Below are 17,837 nucleotides of genomic sequence, written 5' to 3' on the forward strand. Positions count from 1 at the left end.
ATTGCCTCGATAGCATCATGGCATGAGCGTCCGGCTCTGAACCCGTATGAGTTGGGTTCAAATCGCGCTTCCCATTCTGGCTCTAATGCCAGTTTGACAAGTGCTTGCAAGGCTCGGTCTTTCATTGCACCAGTGGGAGGCGAAGAACGGGAACGATACTGGCTTCTTACCTGATTTACACTGGCTCGTCTTATAACGACGCAATACAGAAAATCCAACACGCAAATCCTGATGTCGAATTGCGAGAAGCCCAAAGCACCTTTTTGCAAAAGTTGGAGGAAAATAAGGGACTTCCAAATTAAAAAATATCCAAAAATCTCATACAACAATCCTCTCTCTTCTTCATCTCTCCGTGTCCTCTGCGCCTCTGTGGTTCGTTTTCTTGGATACTTTATTTCTTGGAAATCGTAAGCAATTATCATGACGACATTTGACCATCCTCCCAGAATTTTGTTTTTATATGGTTCCCTGCGTGAGCGTTCCTATAGCCGCTTCTTGGCAGAGGAAGCCGCACGTATAATTAAAGAATTTGGCGCAGAGGTAAAGTTTTTCGATCCCCGTGAACTACCAATTTATGGCAGCGTACCTGACAACCACCCAAAGGTGCAGGAGTTGCGTCAATTAAGCTTGTGGTCAGAAGGGCAGGTTTGGTCTAGCCCAGAACTGCACGGTCAAATTTCTGGCATTATGAAAAACCAAATTGACTGGATTCCGCTCAGTATTGGAGCCGTTCGCCCGACTCAAGGGAGAACTTTGGCAGTCATGCAAGTAGACCACCCGAAATCAATAAATGACCACCCGAAATCAATAAACGACCACCCGAATTCAATAAATGACCACCCGAAATCAATAAACGACCACCCGAAATCAATAAATGACCACCCGAATTCAATATATTTATTGCATAAATTCTCAAAACCTCACCCCAAACCTGATTTACTAAGGTTTTAGCTTTAGTTTTACCCCACCCTAACCATCACTGCGATTAAGTAGGTAATCTTTGGGATTTAAGAAGAAATTCGACTTGTGTGTACACGGTAGCCTTTTAGGAGAGAGATTTAGAGAGAGGTTTTCCAGATACCGTGAAAAGTCAGTTTGTGGCGTGGGCTTCTCTCTCGCCAGCTTTTTGCTGTGTGCAAAATGCCCACCCCATAAGATTGGATAATTTATTTTTTGCAAATCCTTAATTACATCTTAACTGAAGATAAATTCACACCAAACGTTTAATCAGGAGAGAAAGTTTTATGGCTAATACCATGCTATTTCAAGGTAACAGGTTCATTGCGGATACTACTTTTCTTGCCCAATTCTTTGGGGCGCAAACTGCCACCAATTTTGAAATACTTTATAGTAGTGGCGTTCCGCAGGAGAGTTTTATAGGTGTTAATTTCACCTATAGTTCAACCGGATTCTTTAATTCTGGAACCATCACTTCTCGGTTTTCCTTCGGAACTAACGGCCAACTCACAAGCCAGGACACAAATCTAAATATTGACGTTGCAACAAGAAATAGCCTTTTGACTGTCGGCACGTCATCATACGACTATGGTCAATATGTTTATCGAGGTAATGACAGTTTCCTCGGATCTGCTGAGGATGATAGCTTTGGCGGCTCCAAAGGTAACGACACCTTCAATGGTGGGGCGGGTATTGATGTCTTAAGCTTTCAAAAATTTAGTGAGGGAGTAATTGTTAATCTCTCAACAGGGCAGGCAATTACTTCTGATGGCACATCCGTTATTTCCAACGTCGAAGATATTGAGGGGTCAGCATTCGGCGATATACTGACTGGGAACTCTGGAAATAACCAGATTCAGGGGTTTGGCGGCGCTGATAGAATTGATGGCGGTGCAGGATTTGATACTGCTGTCTATTTAGACGCTAGTTCAGCAGTGAATGTTAATTTGTCCACCGGAGTTGTTACTGGTGGTAGCGGTGGTGATACCTTAATTTCCATTGAGCGAGTCATAGGATCTCGTTTTAATGACGTGCTGACTGGTTCTAATGCCAATGAATCTTTCTTAGGGGGATTTGGTGCAGATAATATCGATGGTGGAGGTGGCATTGATACTGTTGAGTACGGTTTTGTCGGTTCCAGGGTTGTCGTAGACCTTGCTAGTGGATTCGCTACTGGTGGTGCAGGAACCGATTTTATTTTCAACGTTGAAAACGTAAAAGGCTCGATTTTCGATGACATCCTCACAGGTAGCTCTGGAGCCAATGTTCTTAATGGCGACAATGGAAATGATGCTTTAAATGGTGGTGTTGGTGCTGATACTTTAACTGGCGGCGGCGGCAGAGATACATTTATCTTCCAATTTGGACAATCATTAGTATCAGGAAGCGATCGCATTACTGACTTCACCATTGGCACAGATGCAATTGGTTTACTGACTTCAGACCCACTAACCGTGACTACACCTAGCAGTTTTACCCGTGCCGCCGATAAGACTGCCACTACTTTAGTAAATTTAGCCAACCAAGTATTTACTGATGCTAATGGAGCCGTAGCCGGAAATCAAGCTTTAGGGGTGAATGGTGCAGCCTTAGTCAGAGTCACAAGTGGAGCGATCGCTGGAACTTACTTGGCCATCAATAATAGCACTGCTGGTTTTCAGTCGAATAGTGATTTGTTAGTCAATTTAACAGGATTAACGGGTACTTTACCGGCGTTAGGAAATATTGCAGTGAGCAGTTTCTTTGCTTAGTTAGCATCATGATTTTCAAACCAACCTGCCGAATGTGGGTTGATATCAGGCTTGATTAGCGAAAATCCCAAATAGAATAACCTCCTGGCAGATTTAACCAGGAGAGTTCAAAAAAATTGATTCATCTTTACAAGCGTTGTAGCAGGCTCAAACCGTGGGTATCAGTACCACAGGTATTGAAAAGAAAATATTCATCAGCCAACTTTTGTACTTGTTCTGATTCCAATACGCTGGGTTTCCAGGGGTTAGGATTATTGTAGGCGTAGAAAGTTTCCACGCCATCAATGCCCTTTTCGGACGCAGCTGGAATTAAGTCAAAAAGCGATCGCTTGTAACGAGCCGGATGAGCCAGAACCGCCAATCCCCCAGCTTCATGAATAGCTGCAATCACGTTACTTGCCTGATATTCTTGGCCTGTAGTCGCCCTTCTTTGGAGATAAGGCTTTATGCTAGGGTGTTCTGGTGTAAAAGCGTAAGCCAAAATGTGAACTTCTATATCCAAAAGGTTGGCATTAATTTCCACACCACTCCACAGGTAAGGAGTGCTTGCACCAGGATTATTCCACTTCCAGTCTTCTAACCAAGCAAGTGATGCTTGATAGCCGATAATACCATGATGATCGGTGATAGCTAACCCTTTTAGTCCAATAGCGATCGCCTGTTCCATCAATGCACTCGGCTGCAACCTACCATCCGAGTAGACGGTGTGCATGTGAAAGTTGAATAACCTTGGACAACTTTGTGCATCAATGTTTTGGAATACTTGCTTCAAAAGTTCTGTGGAAGCAGTAGTTCGGGCCAAATTTACAACCATAACCCCCTCTGAACAAAAATATATCTTTTTAACACACTAAAACGGTACATCTAGAGATGAGAAAGACCCAACAATAAGAATTAGTGTCGGTTGCTACTTTCTCAGCTTTCTCAGCAAATTTTTCAATATGTTAAGACTACGTTAGCAAATCTTAACCTCAGTAGTCATGGGTAATTTGGACTACTTTAAAAATAAGTAGTCAAAAACATTGCATATAACTTTATATAAATACGCCTACAGTAGTTGTGCTAAATGACTTGCTTTTAAAGACTTAAGAGGTAATTTTATTTGAGAAGCCTGCAATTCAATTATAGATTACGTGTAATAAAATATGATTTTTGCCAGTAATTACACTAGTGTAGATAACTAGTAATGATTTCAGCGTAGGCGTAGCCCGCCGCAGGCATCGCATAAGTCAGCCTACAATAGCTTCAAGAAAACTAGCGATCGCTCCTGAATAACTATACCCCTCGCGCAATTCCAAAAGAATCTCCCTTTAAGGTGATACCAAGCGGTTCTACCACTACCTCGCGGCTAAGGGACGCTTCAACCCTCCCGGCAATCACAGCCGTAAGCTTATGTTCTCTTGCGAGGATAACGATCCTCTCTGCATCCTGCTCCGACTCTGTATAGAATGCAAATCCTGCACCGTAATTGAACACAGAAAGCATCGTCGTTGCCCCGCCCTCAAGATGACCCTCGACAAACGTAAATATCTCCGGCACTGGGAGCATCGTTTCAATCACATACCGGAGCGGCTTCACCGACCGCATCAGCTTTTGCCATCCATGTCCAGTGATATTCTCCATAGCAGTGGGACGAATTCCCTCGCCAAGCACCGCCTGCACAAGCGGCGTGTAAAGATACGAAGCGGCATTCATCGCTTCCCAGAACTCCTGCCCACTTGGAAGTTTTGTTCTGTAGCCATCAGGGAGGGACTGGGCAAGCTTTCGCAGTGGGGTAAAGCCGTTCTCATGGGGCCCCGAACTCTCGACCAAAACAATGGTATTTCCGGCATCCAGACGCGAGCTATCAATAGGAGCGACACCAGCCGGCATAACCCCAAAAACCGAGCCTGCGATGTCGAGCCGACCTGGAATCATCTTCGTTTTTAGTTGAGGAGTTTCTCCTGAGAGGTATACACACCCCACTCGTTTGCATCCTTCAACTACTCCATCCAGAAACCCATCAAGGAACGCCGGGGTGAAGATCGTTTCAGGAGTACTCGATGGCAGATATAAACCGAGAAGTATAGTCTGCATACCTGATGTTGCGGCATCGTTCGTAAGACACGAGATGATCTTGATACCGATATTCCACCAAAATCGTCGAAGTTCTTCTTCGGAAAGGTCGTCAGGTCGAGTATCGTCTGCTGTACCCAGTCCTTCCGGGACAAGTGTCATCGAAAGTTCTCTAGCCCCCGCCTCTAGAAATGGAGTGAGATTGAAGCTAAAAGCGTTAGCACTTGCTCCAAGACCAGATGCGGGCACGATGCCATAGGCGCTTGCAAAGCCAAGGGTGCGTTTTGCGGCATCGATGAAGCGTCGTTTTGCGGCATCGAGAGTATCGTAATCGACTTGATCGAGAGCTTGAGCCATCAGGTTGCGTTTTAATTTAGGAGTAGAGACGCAATTAATCGCATCTGTGCAGGAGTTAAAAGTTAGGAAAACTCATAACTCGTAACTCCTAACTTTAAAATACCTCATCTTCAATACCGCGCCACCATTCCCCCAAATTCATCATGTCTTGGTGAATGTCCTTTAATTCTTTGTTGTGAACTACCTACACTTAAGAGACGGGTAAGTGTAGGCTTCCCAATTCATTGGGAACAGCCATTTATTACTCCATAGCTTTATTGGTCTTACATTCCCTCCTCTTGTCAGGAGTCCTGGTTCCCAAGACCCAAATCAAAATCTTGCAACATATACCTTTTAGCTTGGTTTTCGCTTATGGCATTGATGGTCAAGTTGATTGTATTTTACCATACTTTGCTCGTTTCGTCGTTGTAGTCTTTCCGGTTTTCGCTACGCGAGAAATTTGGTGAGTCAGCGCGGTCTTGGGGGTTTCCCCCATGAGCGACTGACGAACCTCGAAGAGGTCAGACTACACTCCTCACCTCACGCGCAATTCATCTCACACTTCCGATCAAGCGGTAAGATGTGAGATGAATTGCTGTTAAAGGTAAACATCGTCTGTAAGCGTAGCTCGACGCTCTTGCAGTTTCTTAAGGCGCAGTTGTACCAATAGCCAAGGTTTAGTAATGCTATTAGTTGCTTCTATGTATTGTGCTAGTTCTTTACTATCCATAATGTTTTATATTTTGATTTTCATGCCACTACTTTTATTCAAGCTATTGCCCGTCCCGCCACTTAAGAACAGAAAAGGGAGAAATTCTTTTTAATTTCTCCCTTTTCTTGGTGGAGCCAGTTCAAAACTGACAGTTAATTAAGCTTTGGCCAAGTTTTCAGCAGCAAAGTCCCAGTTGACCAAGTTATCTAGGAAATTCTTGATGAAGGCCGGACGGGCGTTTCTATAGTCAATGTAGTAGGCGTGTTCCCAAACATCCAAGGTTAGGAGTGCTTTCTTACCATGAGCTAGAGGGTTTTCTGCATTTGGTGTTTTGATCACCTTCAGTGTACCACCATCATCAATGAGCCAAGACCAGCCACTGCCGAATTGAGTTGCGGCTGCATTCGAGAACTCTTCCTTGAATTTGTCGAAGCTACCAAAATCTTTATCGATTTTGGCTGCGAGATCACCAGTGGGTGCGCCGCCACCTGCTGGTTTTAAGGAATTCCAAAAGAAGGTGTGGTTCCAAACTTGGGCAGCGTTGTTGAAGATTCCCGCCTTAGAGGAGTCGTTGAAGGAAGTTTTGATCACCTCTTCGAGAGACTTATTAGCAAGTTCTGTACCTTCAGTGAGCTTGTTGAGGTTGTCTACATAAGCTTTGTGATGCTTGCCATAGTGATACTCGAAAGTTTCAGCTTTCATGCCATAAGGCTCTAAAGCATTAATATCGAAGGGTAGTGGGTCTTGTACAAATGCCATCGTGTCAAATCCTCTCTTTACCGGTTTCCAGTTTTAAGCTATTACAGAAGCTTAGGAAATTAACAGCTTTTATTTTTGGGGTTTTATGTCTTTAATGATGAAACATAAAACTTAACATCGTCATTTTACTACCAAAGTGAAGATAAAAACAAAGTACTCGTCTAATAAGTAAAATAAGTCAAATCACTAGGAAATAATGACTATAAATAAAAATGGCTAATATTTCCTAGCTAAAAACTAATAAGTAATTAAGTAGATAGGCATAATTAAACGTAAAATGCCAACCAGTAAAATCAGCTTTCTGAGCAGGTTTTTCCTTTTAGAGGCGATGCGGTCTTCTCTACAAGACCCTACGCGTTGGCGTTCGCATTAGCGTCTCTGAAAGAGAAGCCTCTCGCAGAGAAGGGGTTTCCTCGTGGAACAACTGCCGTTATTCTGCCTTCAGCAAAAACTGCCTTTTACTTAGCATTTAGCAATCAAAGCTTTCAGGCTTCTATCTGTAGCGGGATTAATTGTGATGTGAAGGATCAGTCGAAAGCGTGATGATTTAGCACTTAAAAAAGCTAGGTAGAATACAAGACTAAAATTTTAAAATTATTGGTAGGTACAGTTTTGAGGGTGGTAAGTGGATAATCACTCACCCACCACCCTTTTGAACTGAAAAACTAACAGCAAATAGTGATGATTACTACTAAGATAAACGCTGCTGGTAGTAGTTCACAATTTGTGCTGTGACTTCAGAAATATTCAGACCATCGGTTTGAACTTCAACCGCATCTGCTGCTTTTTGCAAAGGGGAAACTTTGCGTGTACTATCTTTCCAATCGCGTTCAGTAATATCCCGTTCCAGCTGCTCTAAACTCATTTCAGGTTGACCTTGTTTGTTAAAGTCTTCCTGGCGGCGACGGGCGCGTTCACTCACAGAAGCGGTTAAGAAGATTTTCACTTCGGCATCGGGGAATACGTGAGTACCGATGTCTCGACCTTCAGCCACTAAACCACCTCTTTTACCCCAGTTTTGCTGTTGTTTAACCAGTGCTTGACGAACAGCGCTTTGTGCAGCGATCGCAGATACAATAGAAGTTACCTCAATCGTGCGAATTGCCTGGGTAACATCGATACCATCAATCCAAACCCGCACCGACGATTGTAAATCCTGAGTGGGGGTAAGTTCAATTTTACACTGGCTAGTTAATTGGGCGATCGCACACTCATCATCAATGGCAATCCCCTTTTGCAAAACTAACCAAGTTACAGCACGGTACATCGCTCCTGTATCTAAATACACGAGATTTAGATTTGCTGCCACTTGACGCGCCACTGTGGATTTTCCAGCCCCGGCTGGGCCATCAATGGCGATGATGGGTTGACGATCGCGCAATATGATATTGTCAATCAAACGTGTAGACTCAAGACGAGCTGCGATCGCCAACATTCCTTCCTCCTGAACTTTTTCTAAAGACATTAACGTAGTCGGTTCAACCAATTCAATATATTCCACTAAAATCGTGCTGACTATAGCCACTTCTTGCTGTACTAGTGCTATCAACTTGTTACTATTGCGATCGCCTGCAATGAATGCAGCTTCAGCTCGTCGCAAGCCGCGATATAATGCTGCTGCTTGCTCTTTTGCCGTTGCAGTCAAATATTGATTACGAGAACTGAACGCAAGACCCGAAGCTTCCCGCACTATTGGACAACCAACAATTTCTACTGGCAAATTTAAGTCAGCTACTAAGCGTTTAATAATTGCCAGTTGCTGACCATCCTTTTGGCCAAAGTAGGCACGGTCAGGCTGTACCAAGTTGAAAAGTTTGGTCACAATCGTAGCGACACCCTGAAAGTGACCTTGCCGAGAACGACCACACAAGCCTGTTATCATAGCAGACGGGGGGATAACTTGTGTAACCTTTGATTCTTGTATACTCTTCTGAGGAACTGCCATTTCTTCCGGAGTTGGCGCAAAAATTGCATCTACCCCAGCTTGTTCGCAAAATTGTTGGTCTTGCTCTAAAGTGCGAGGGTAGCGTTGATAATCCTCATTGGGAGCAAATTGCAGGGGATTGACGAAAATACTCACAATCACCGTAGAATTTTCTTGCCGCGCCCGTTGAATCAAGCTTAAATGACCTTGATGCAAATTTCCCATCGTTGGCACCAGACCGACTGCCGTCTGATACCAGCCAGCCATCTCATCTAGTCTTAGATCCTCAGTAACCGCAATTAGCTTGTTTTCTGAGCAGCGTTTAGTTAAATAGCAGCGTAAAGCTGCGACTGTTGTCAGCAGGCGCACAAAAATACCCCTAGTTCTTATCGATCCCTCCCCCGTTAGTTTATATCTGAAAGAGAGGGAAGAGATGATTGAACTAGGGGAATTGTTATGGAGAGTGGGGAGTGGGGAATGGGGAGTGGGGAGTGGGGTAATACGGTTCGGATAAGCAGAGGAAGCAGGGGAGGATCTTGAGGGAAGAGAGTTATTGTTCTAGTAATTCTTCTCTCAAGAACAGCTTCTCTTCCCAAATTGCTCAAGAACAGCCTGCCTCAACCAAGAAATTCCTTAACCGAAAGGTATTGGGGAGTGGAGAGTAAGTAATTAACTTTCTTCCCTACTCCCTACTCCCCACTCCCTACTCAATTATTTCCCTAAGACTTCAATATGTACTGGTGCCACACCACTGCCCATCATTCCCAAAATTCGAGCTGCGCCAGCAGATACATCAATGACTCGACCCCGAATGAATGGGCCTCGGTCATTAATTCGCAGCACTACAGAACGACCGTTGCGGGTGTTGGTTACACGGACTTGTGTACCAAATGGTAAGCTGCGATGGGCGGCAGTCATGCCTTCTGGGTTGAATCTCTGACCGCTAGCAGTACGATTACCAGAACCGTCATAGCCATAATAAGAAGCCATACCTCTCAAGGTGGCTCGCACTACTCCAAGGGCCTGTTGAGGTAGCTTTGGTATTGATAATGGTAGACGCACTGGTAAATTAGCAATTTCTTTTAAGGGAGATGCATTACCTAGTAGTCTCCGTAGGCGATTGGTTGCCTGCAATGCATCTTGCGCCAGATTGTTGGTGGTATCTGCTAGTCGCGTACCTTCGTTGATTTCGACTAATTCTTCGCCATTAATTTTGATTACATAGCGATCGCCATTTTGTTGGAGGGGGGCGCTTTTATTTTGCGCTTGATTGGCAGTCGATTTTTCCCCTGCTTTCCAACTTACGGTAATCTTACTCCCGTCCACATTTTCCCGATTCAACTGGTTGATCTTAGCTGCTATTACACCAGCTATCTGAACCGGGTCATTGTCACCGGAGCTACTCTGGTTACTTACATCTTTTACGTTCTCAGTATTCAGTGCATTTGATGAATTGCTAGCAATAAGGGCGTACTGTTGTACGCCCCTAGTATCTGCAATTGCACCAACTTTTTTACTTTCAAGATTCGTATTTGATACAGAACTCAAAAAGGTGAGAACAGGTATATTTCGGATAAAAAGGGTTGCCGCCTTACGTCCTCTAATATTGTGAGGATGAATTTCTGTAATCACAGCATCCAAGGTTTGTTTCCCTGCTCTGGATTGGTACTCTCCCACCTTCACCACATCAGGGGCGGGTGATTTCTGGGAAGCTAGCGCATTTCCCTTGGTGGTTTGAGTACAACCAACTGAGGGTATGCCCAAAGCAGCTATAGACAGGGCAACAATAATCCACAAATGTCTTTGATTCATGCGTCCGTTTTTTAAAGCGACTGTAGAATTTAAGTTTTATGATTCGCGGGATTTTTCACTTTGTGAAAGTGACTTCCCTCCTGAAAAACTCGAATTCGTTCCGTTTTCACTTTTGTTGTTTATAACTGCAACAGACTAGCACGAACCTTTTGGCTTGGGGATCAGGGTTTTAGCGTAATTCTTGGCAGCTTTCTCAAATTCCAATTCCAATTTTAAGGGCGAAACCTTTCTCAAATGAGGACTTTGGCTATGTAACGCTTTTTTTGGCAAGTCCAAAATTTCTTAAAAAAACTTTACGCTTATTGCACACTAAAGTGACGATACCCCATTCACATCGGTTCTAAAGGCTCGCCACTATCCGTGTATTTTAAATTACATTTATTTTCACTATTTCCTACTAGAAGGTAATATAACTTTAATTAAATGGCAACGGCATAAATACTTAAAATAACTTATTTAATGAAATATTTATATTTCCCTACGAATAAGTCATGATATGAGTTACATCTTAAATAATTATGTAAATTAATTTGAGTTTAATATCTTTTTTCAAAGGTTTTTCTACTTGGATTAATCATGACTTTTATTTTCCATGACTAGGCTGAAAATAGTGATATATGTAACTTGACATCACAGTAATACTGAGTATAAAAAGAAGGAAGATACTCAATTTAATGTTTTTCAGGATTAATGATACAAAAATTAAGAAATCTTTGCGATCGCTTGTAGAAAAAATCTTTTTGGTATTAAAAGTAACAATAGCTATTTTCCGCCCTAAGTAGTTGCTCAAATATGATTTAGGACTTACGCACGAGTTACGGAATAACGAACCACAGAGGCACAGAGAAGCCAGTGCGCCCTTGCGGTTAAGAGACTTGTTCGCTCAAGCGCGTTCCCGTTCGCGCAGCGTCTCCGTCAGGAGAAGGGTAGCAACTGGCGCGGCCGGAGAAATCAGAGTTTGAGAGATAATTTGCGTAAGTCGTATGATTTTTTAGAGCAAGCTATCTGTTCAAAAATCTTTGCGGCTGTAGGGATGTACAGCTGTACCCCTACTATATATAGTGATTATTTTGGGGAATGCTATCAGCGTGATGACAAACCAAGCACATCAAGGAGATTTAGAAATAGATCCAATAGATCCATCGCCATTATTAGCTGTTCTTAAGGATTTGCATTCTCAGTACAAGTTACTGGGGGAGGGTGCAGTAGCGAAATACATTCCAGAACTGGCAAAGGTAAACCCGGATTTGTTCAGCATTTGCATTGTGACAGTAGATGGTCAGGTTTACAAAGTTGGGGACTACGATCAACTCTTTACCATTCAGTCAATTTCCAAGGTGTTTGCTTATGGACTTGCCTTAGAAGATCATGGGCTGGATTACGTCTTGACTAGAGTTGGCGTGGAACCGACGGGGGATGCATTTAACGCGATTGTTTTGGATGAGCAATCGAAGCGGCCTTATAACCCAATGGTAAACGCTGGAGCGATCGCAACCACCAGCTTAATTAAAGGTTCTGGCCCAACCGAACGCCTCAACCGAATGCTGGATATGTTCCGACGATATATTGGGCGCGACGTGTTCGTTGACATTTCAGTTTTTACCTCAGAACGCAGTACAGGGCATCGTAACCGCGCAATGGCGCATCTGATGCTCAACTTTGGCATGATTGACCGCAATATTGAAGAGTCGCTGGATCTTTATTTCCAGCAGTGTGCTGTGATGGTGAATTGCCAAGACTTAGCAGTGATGGCGGCTACCCTTGCTAACAGAGGTATTAACCCGATTACCAAAGAACAGGCGGTAGATAAGCGTTACATCAAAGATATTTTGAGTGTGATGTATACCTGCGGAATGTACAACTTTGCAGGTGAGTGGGCTTATAAAATTGGGATTCCGGCCAAAAGCGGAATTTGTGGTGGGATTATCGCCGTTGTACCCAATAAGATGGGCATTGGAGTTTTTTCGCCTCTGTTGGATATGCGTGGTAACAGTGTGCGGGGGGTAAAGGTGTGTGAAGAACTTTCCCAACGGTTAGGTTTACATTTATTTGATTGTTCAGGCCAAGAGGCGAAATTTGGTTGAAGGAAGCAAAGGGGCAGAGAAAGAGGTTCTATGTTTGTTGGGGATTAATCCTGAGTTTTATTAGCGCTATTTGAACTCATCTATTACTGATTGTAGATATTTTGTAGAGGCAGCTTCGGCTTGAGAGTGGATAATCAACTCTGGCATTGTTAATTTAGAGCGAAGTTGGCAGTAAAAACGAATGGTGTGTTGAAGCGATCGCGCAATTTCCTCTTGGTCATGTTTAGCGGGAATAGTTTGACGAAAATCATTCAAATAAGACGGAATTTCTGTTTCCAGATTTCTCATATCATGTCCGCTTGATTACTTATTAAACCCGAAGAACCCCACCCCGCCAAAGCTACGCTTTGTCTCCCCTCCCCGCTTGCGGGGAGGGGATTAAGGGGTGGGGTGCAATGACTGTGGAAATCATAACTAATTATACGGACATGATATCACACCGCGTGGAAGCAGTCCAACTTGCACCTTGGCTAATGGAGCCAGAACTTGCCCACGCAGAAAAGAAAGAAAATCAATGACTTCAAAAAGTTCACCTCTTCCTAATTTAGTTGCACCGTAGTGTACCCACACCCAGAAGCGGTCTTCAATCCACTGCGGGTCAAAAGGTGTATAATTCCGTGGGTTCTCTGAAACAGCTAAGGTTAGTAGATTACCTCGCTCCCATAGAATAATAGGATTTTCTGTGCGGTCTGTTTGAAAATCTTGTAAAAGCAAAAACTTTAAATCGACGTGTACCAGAGGACTGTCATAGAGACAGATTAATAATCGGGGTTCGCCGACGTGTTCACCGGTAAAAGCTGCTAGCAGTTTCCCTAGTTTGCTGGCTAAAAGCTGACGCTCTTTTAAAACTTGCTGATAATGAACATCATCTACAACAATAATGAGATCCAGGTCGGAATACTCATCCATTTCTCTGCTCAAATAAGAACCACCAATCGCTACACCCAGCAAACGGTTATCCGTCTTCAACTTTGCCAGAATCTTTTCTAGAAGCTCTCGTTGGGGTTCGGGAACAGCCATACTATCTCCAATTTTTGAAATTTTCAGGACTTACGCAAACAATAGCCGAAACCCTTATTTCACGTAGGGGCAATTCATGAATTGCCCCTGAGCGCGTGTACTTTTGCGTAAGTCCTAATTTTAATAGCGATGCCTACAACTGGCTACGCCTACGCGGCAGTCGGAAGGATTAGCTTAAACGCCAATTTCATCCATCTTTAGCTAGTTAGCTAGGTTTTAAATAGCATATAAAATATTATTGGAACATTAAATTTTTATACTAGTAAGTTTTTCACTAACTGTTATAGATAGGCGAGGATATATTTTCAGAAATAGTAAAGGAGCATATAAAGGTAAATCAAGCCCATATCGAAGCAATTAAAGAATTTCAAAAGATAAAGCCGCCAGCTTAAAGAGATATTAATTAAAGATTAAATTTATTTGCTTTTAGCTGGATGCATTATTGAGCTTGTTATAAGTCTAATAATTACTTGAGCCTTTTCATTTCAGTTAAACACAGCGAGTTGCGTATATATTAATGATGTGTTTATCCCAAAACTTTACTCCTGCAGTCACGGAAGCGGATGTCTTGATTACAGAGGCACTGGCTGGTCGTCCAGCGAAACAGCCAGATTTAGCGCCTGAAAACCGAGCGCTCCACATCCTCAGTCAAGAACTCATTGACAATCCGCAATCTACACTTAAAACCCTGGTTGAGATTGCCATCGATTTATGTCGAGCCGATACTGCAGGAGTCAGTTTACTGGAAACAGATCCTAATGGTGAATCCAGATTTCGCTGGGTAGCGATCGCAATCGAAACGGTCGGTGTCATTTTCTTCAAAACCAACGGTAGTATCACCGAAACCAACGATGCTTTCCTCAAAATGAGCGGCTACAGCCGTGAGGATATTGAGCAAGGATTGGGGCGGTGGGACAAAATGACACCACCGGAGTGGATGCCGCATTCCCTCAGAGCAATCGAAGAGTTTAAAGCAACTGGCAGCACTACTCCCTACGAAAAGGAATACATCCGCAAGGACGGCTCACGCTGGTGGGCATTGTTTTGTGCCAAGCGTCTCAATGAAGAAGATGGCGTGGAATTTATAATTGACATCACTAATCGTAAACAAGCCCAAGCCGAGCGCGAACAACTCCTGACCCGCGAACAACACTATGCCAAGCAATTGCAGGGATTGACAACAGCAGCGCTGGCAATCAATTCTGCCCTGTCGGTTCAAGAAGTCCTGCAAGTAATTACCGAGCAGGCAGCATCGATTATTAGTACCCACCAGTCTGTCGCCAGCATGACCATTGACCAAAACTGGGCACAGGCAATTAACGCCGTTTACCTGTCTGATAAGTACGCGCAGTGGCGAGACTACGATCAACAGCCAGATGGATCTGGAATTTACGCCTGTGTATGTCACCTAAATGACTCAATGCGGATGACCCAAGCCGAACTTGAAAGTCATCCCCGTTGGCGAGGCTTTGGCAACGAGGTAAAAAACCACCCTCCGATGCGGGGCTGGCTTGCAGCACCTTTAATGGGACGAGACGGACATAATATCGGCTTAATTCAGCTTTCAGACAAATATGAAGGTGATTTCACCGAAGCGGACGAAGCCATACTCGTGCAGTTAGCACAAATGGCATTGATCGCAGTTGAGAATGCCCGATTATACGAAGCAGAACAGCAAGCACGGTTGGCAGCAGAAGCATCACGGGAAGAAGCCGAAGCCGCAAACCGGGTTAAAATGGATTGTTGATTATGGTTACTAGAATGCCTAATACTCGGTTGTAATTTCCATAAAGTTCTCGACCTGTATCAACATCTAAATAACTGCACTTGACAGCAAATTTCAACCAAGTCTGAGTCTCTGCTGCAACTGAATCCGAATCATTTAACTTAGCCACAAAAGCAGCTTCATAGCGACGTTTTCTCCATGCTTCCGCCAGATTTGCACATACAGAACGTGACGATCTACGAATTTGATCGGTCAACGAATATCTCTCTTCTACAGGAAACTTCTTGGATAGTTCAAATATTTTCATGGCTGTATCAAACGCCATTTTGTATACTTCCAAGTTTTCATGACTTTTAATTGGTTCTTTTTCCATTCCCCCTGCCCCCTGCCTCCTGCTCCCTGCCCCCTGCCCCCTGCCCCCTGCTCCCTGCCCCCTGCCTCTTCGGTTAAAATTCTTCTGCTTGGGGAAGCGGGAAGATTTCACCAGCCAAGTAAGCTTGAAAGTGCTTTTGAAAGTACAACCAGGAAGTCATATCTTCCCCATCTATCAATGCTTTTGGGGCTTTTTTATATAAAGGAATACGGTTATTAATTTCGTCTTGCAACAGTGGGGGCAGTTCTGTTAAACCATTGACTTTGCTGCCAACAGCACTGTAGATAAGTTGACCGGGGCGATCGCCCATTTTCATCCAGGGAAGCCATTGACCAATCCTATCCCAGCTTAGTTTGAGTTGAGAAACTGAGGAGAGGGCTGTGTTGAATAAATCTGCGGTTGGCACAGTTAATTTAAACAATTCCGCTGCCTGATAAATTGGATTTGGGCAGTATTCGGCAAATTTGGGATCGTCTGCTAAGGGATTAGGGTAATAGGGAAATATATCAAAAACAAAGGTTGTACTGTCACCATCTACTTGTGCGGGGAAATTTCCCTTAAACTTGCCCTGCACTGGATTATTGGCAACGTGAATCACTGGAACTGTCTCGCCTGTCCAAGGATTTTCCCATTTGTGTAAGACTTCATCTGTTTGTGGGTTGAGGTAGTAAGTTAATTCCCTGGAAGTAAAATCCCAGCTACCCTCTGCTGTGGGAATACACCTGCTAACACTCAATCCCAGCATCTTAAACAGGAGTTGTCTTTTCTCACCGGGGATAAAAGCGTAAATTTTACCTTTCCAAATCAGGAAAGTGGATTCGCTAGGGTCGAGGGAAGAACGAGTTTTAACCCAGTGCTGCGCTTCAAGTTCTTGGATTTGGGCAACCATCTAAAACATCCTTTGTATTTAAAAGGGAGTGGGGAGTGGGGAGTAGGGAGAGACGCGATTAATCGCGTCTGTACTAGGGAGTTAGGAGTCAATACAGTTCAGTTAAGCATTTTTTCCTTCTCTCTGTGTCGCGCCAGTTGCTTCAAGTCGGGGAACCCGCCCAACGCACTGGCTTCTCTGCGCCTCTGTGGTTCGTTAAAAAATTTGATTTCACAAAGGGTTTTAGCCTTAACCCAAGCGTATTGAGTTAGGAGTTTTATCTCGCTTCTGCCCAATGCCCTATTAAATAATTCGTAATTCGTAATTCGTAATTCGTAATGGGCTTCGCCCCGCAACGCTTTCGTAAATTTTGTTTTGTAATGGGGATTTAACCCCAACACAGAACTTGCGTGATTTTTGAACCGGGGGACTTAAACCCACGGAACTAGTTCAATTGCTGGAAGAACAGCTTCAATTTATTCTCATCTAATTTGCCATTGCTACGAACCGCGCTACACAAATCTAGTCCGAAAGGAGCAACTTGCTCAACTGCAATCGCAACATTTTCAGGTTTCAGCCCTCCAGCTAAGAAAATTGGCACGTTTACTTGCTCACGGATTTTGGCGCTCAAGTTCCAGTCGTGTAAGCGTCCTGTGCCGCCCAACTCTTTAATCAGCAGTGATTGATTGCCGGAGTCTAGTAGAATTGCATCTACATAGGGCGCTACGCTGATTGCCTCGTCTAGAGATTTTTCTGTAATGACGTGAATTACTTGGACAATGGAGATCCCAGGTAAGGCATCTCGGATATCTTGATAGCTTCCTGATTCTAGGCGATCGCAGATTTGCACAGTATTTGTCCGACAGCGCCTTACTTGCTGAATAATCTCTTGAGCATCAAGGCTAGAAGTAAGTAAAAAAGTAGCGATCGGGGGTGGCACACAAGCAGCAATTTCCGCAATGAGTTCTTCAGAGATGACACCGGGGCCACTTGGCATCTGAGAAACCAAGCCGAGGGCAGATGCACCGCAACGAATGGCAATCCATGCTTCTTCTATGCTGCTAATACAGCAAATTTTGACTCTTGGGTTTGCTGTTCTTTCCATTCTTTCCTAACTCCGAAAGCGCCAGTCTTTTAAAAGTAGTTGACAATAACGGCAACATCTAAATATTAGAATAATCCCTGAAGCTGACAGTTTAAAGGAAGGGAGGTGGGGGAGGGTAGAAGGATAGAAGTGCGAATCGTTGGCTAGAAACTAAGACCCATAAGGGTCTGGAGGATTAGCCGCAAGGTACTGAACCTTGACAACTGAATGACCATGTAGGTGATAGTTAGTATCCTAGAATCCTCAAATCCTACCCCGTAGGTGCAACGGTGAAAGCATCACCCCCAGGTTCGAGACTAGTCATCAATGCCTGAAGCGGGGTGAAAAGGTGTTATTACTGACAGCCTAAGTTGGT

The 17,837-nt window shown here is 43.9% G+C and carries 15 protein-coding genes and 2 pseudogenes; 4 read left to right on the forward strand and 13 right to left on the reverse strand.

Annotated elements, in window-relative coordinates; genetic code table 11:
* A pseudogene (locus LC653_RS48080) lies at positions 1–422 on the reverse strand (hypothetical protein); the annotation flags it as partial.
* Here LC653_RS48080 and LC653_RS38950 point away from each other — a divergent pair.
* Positions 421–771 (forward strand): annotated as a pseudogene (locus LC653_RS38950) (NAD(P)H-dependent oxidoreductase); the annotation flags it as partial. The pseudogenes LC653_RS48080 and LC653_RS38950 sit on opposite strands and share 2 nt — an antisense overlap.
* Here LC653_RS38950 and LC653_RS47655 read toward each other — a convergent pair.
* Positions 761–916, reverse strand: a complete 156-nt coding sequence (locus tag LC653_RS47655; RefSeq protein WP_372478284.1) for a hypothetical protein — start codon at positions 914–916, stop codon at positions 761–763. The pseudogene LC653_RS38950 and the gene LC653_RS47655 overlap by 11 nt on opposite strands.
* 328 nt (positions 917–1,244) lie before the next feature.
* Here LC653_RS47655 and LC653_RS38955 point away from each other — a divergent pair, with 328 nt between their 5' ends.
* Positions 1,245–2,708 (forward strand): calcium-binding protein, encoded by a 1,464-nt coding sequence (locus LC653_RS38955; RefSeq protein WP_229500683.1) that lies wholly within the window; start codon positions 1,245–1,247, stop codon positions 2,706–2,708.
* A 127-nt stretch (positions 2,709–2,835) separates the two neighbouring features.
* Here LC653_RS38955 and LC653_RS38960 read toward each other — a convergent pair whose 3' ends face one another.
* From LC653_RS38960 to LC653_RS38980, 6 genes are all read right to left on the reverse strand, one after another.
* A complete protein-coding gene (locus tag LC653_RS38960; protein ID WP_229500684.1) occupies positions 2,836–3,522 on the reverse strand; it encodes a PHP domain-containing protein in 687 nt (228 codons plus the stop codon).
* 461 nt (positions 3,523–3,983) lie between these two features.
* Positions 3,984–5,120: an AIR synthase related protein gene (locus LC653_RS38965; RefSeq protein ID WP_229500685.1), complete on the reverse strand. Its 1,137-nt coding sequence runs from the start codon at positions 5,118–5,120 to the stop codon at positions 3,984–3,986.
* 577 nt (positions 5,121–5,697) lie between these two features.
* Positions 5,698–5,829: a hypothetical protein gene (locus LC653_RS46565; protein WP_267923385.1), complete on the reverse strand. Its 132-nt coding sequence runs from the start codon at positions 5,827–5,829 to the stop codon at positions 5,698–5,700.
* Positions 5,830–5,967: 138 nt separating this feature from the next.
* The gene (gene sodB / locus LC653_RS38970; RefSeq protein ID WP_229500686.1) at positions 5,968–6,570 is read right to left on the reverse strand and encodes a superoxide dismutase [Fe]; all 603 of its coding nucleotides are present in this window, start codon (positions 6,568–6,570) and stop codon (positions 5,968–5,970) included.
* A 691-nt stretch (positions 6,571–7,261) separates the two neighbouring features.
* Positions 7,262–8,863, reverse strand: coding sequence for a bifunctional pantoate--beta-alanine ligase/(d)CMP kinase (locus LC653_RS38975; RefSeq protein ID WP_229500687.1), 1,602 nt, complete (start codon positions 8,861–8,863; stop codon positions 7,262–7,264).
* 342 nt (positions 8,864–9,205) lie between these two features.
* Complete coding sequence (locus LC653_RS38980) at positions 9,206–10,306, reverse strand: septal ring lytic transglycosylase RlpA family protein (RefSeq protein ID WP_229500688.1); 1,101 nt, start codon at positions 10,304–10,306, stop codon at positions 9,206–9,208.
* A gap of 1,091 nt (positions 10,307–11,397) precedes the next feature.
* Here LC653_RS38980 and glsA point away from each other — a divergent pair.
* Positions 11,398–12,390, forward strand: a complete 993-nt coding sequence (gene glsA / locus LC653_RS38985) for a glutaminase A (RefSeq protein ID WP_229500689.1) — start codon at positions 11,398–11,400, stop codon at positions 12,388–12,390.
* A gap of 66 nt (positions 12,391–12,456) precedes the next feature.
* Here the strand turns inward: glsA and LC653_RS38990 are convergent, their stop codons facing one another.
* Entirely contained in the window at positions 12,457–12,678 is a 222-nt protein-coding gene (locus LC653_RS38990; protein WP_229500690.1) for a hypothetical protein, read from the reverse strand.
* Positions 12,679–12,804: 126 nt separating this feature from the next.
* Positions 12,805–13,410, reverse strand: a complete 606-nt coding sequence (locus tag LC653_RS38995) for a nucleotidyltransferase domain-containing protein (protein ID WP_229500691.1) — start codon at positions 13,408–13,410, stop codon at positions 12,805–12,807.
* A 517-nt stretch (positions 13,411–13,927) separates the two neighbouring features.
* On the opposite strand from LC653_RS38995, the gene LC653_RS39000 reads away from it, so the two are divergent.
* Positions 13,928–15,157, forward strand: coding sequence for a PAS domain S-box protein (locus LC653_RS39000; RefSeq protein ID WP_229500692.1), 1,230 nt, complete (start codon positions 13,928–13,930; stop codon positions 15,155–15,157).
* Here LC653_RS39000 and LC653_RS39005 read toward each other — a convergent pair.
* From LC653_RS39005 to LC653_RS39015, 3 genes are all read right to left on the reverse strand, one after another.
* A complete protein-coding gene (locus tag LC653_RS39005) occupies positions 15,141–15,509 on the reverse strand; it encodes a four helix bundle protein (protein ID WP_229500693.1) in 369 nt (122 codons plus the stop codon). The two genes, LC653_RS39000 and LC653_RS39005, sit on opposite strands and share 17 nt — an antisense overlap.
* Positions 15,510–15,582: 73 nt before the next feature.
* Positions 15,583–16,398: a DUF1838 domain-containing protein gene (locus LC653_RS39010; RefSeq protein ID WP_229500694.1), complete on the reverse strand. Its 816-nt coding sequence runs from the start codon at positions 16,396–16,398 to the stop codon at positions 15,583–15,585.
* Between the two features lie 424 nt (positions 16,399–16,822).
* Entirely contained in the window at positions 16,823–17,482 is a 660-nt protein-coding gene (locus LC653_RS39015) for a phosphoribosylanthranilate isomerase (RefSeq protein ID WP_229500695.1), read from the reverse strand.
* Positions 17,483–17,837 lie beyond the last annotated feature (355 nt).

Source organism: Nostoc mirabile CHAB5784 (genome assembly GCF_020829645.1).
In the GTDB taxonomy this organism is placed as follows: Bacteria; Cyanobacteriota; Cyanobacteriia; order Cyanobacteriales; family Nostocaceae; genus Nostoc; species Nostoc mirabile.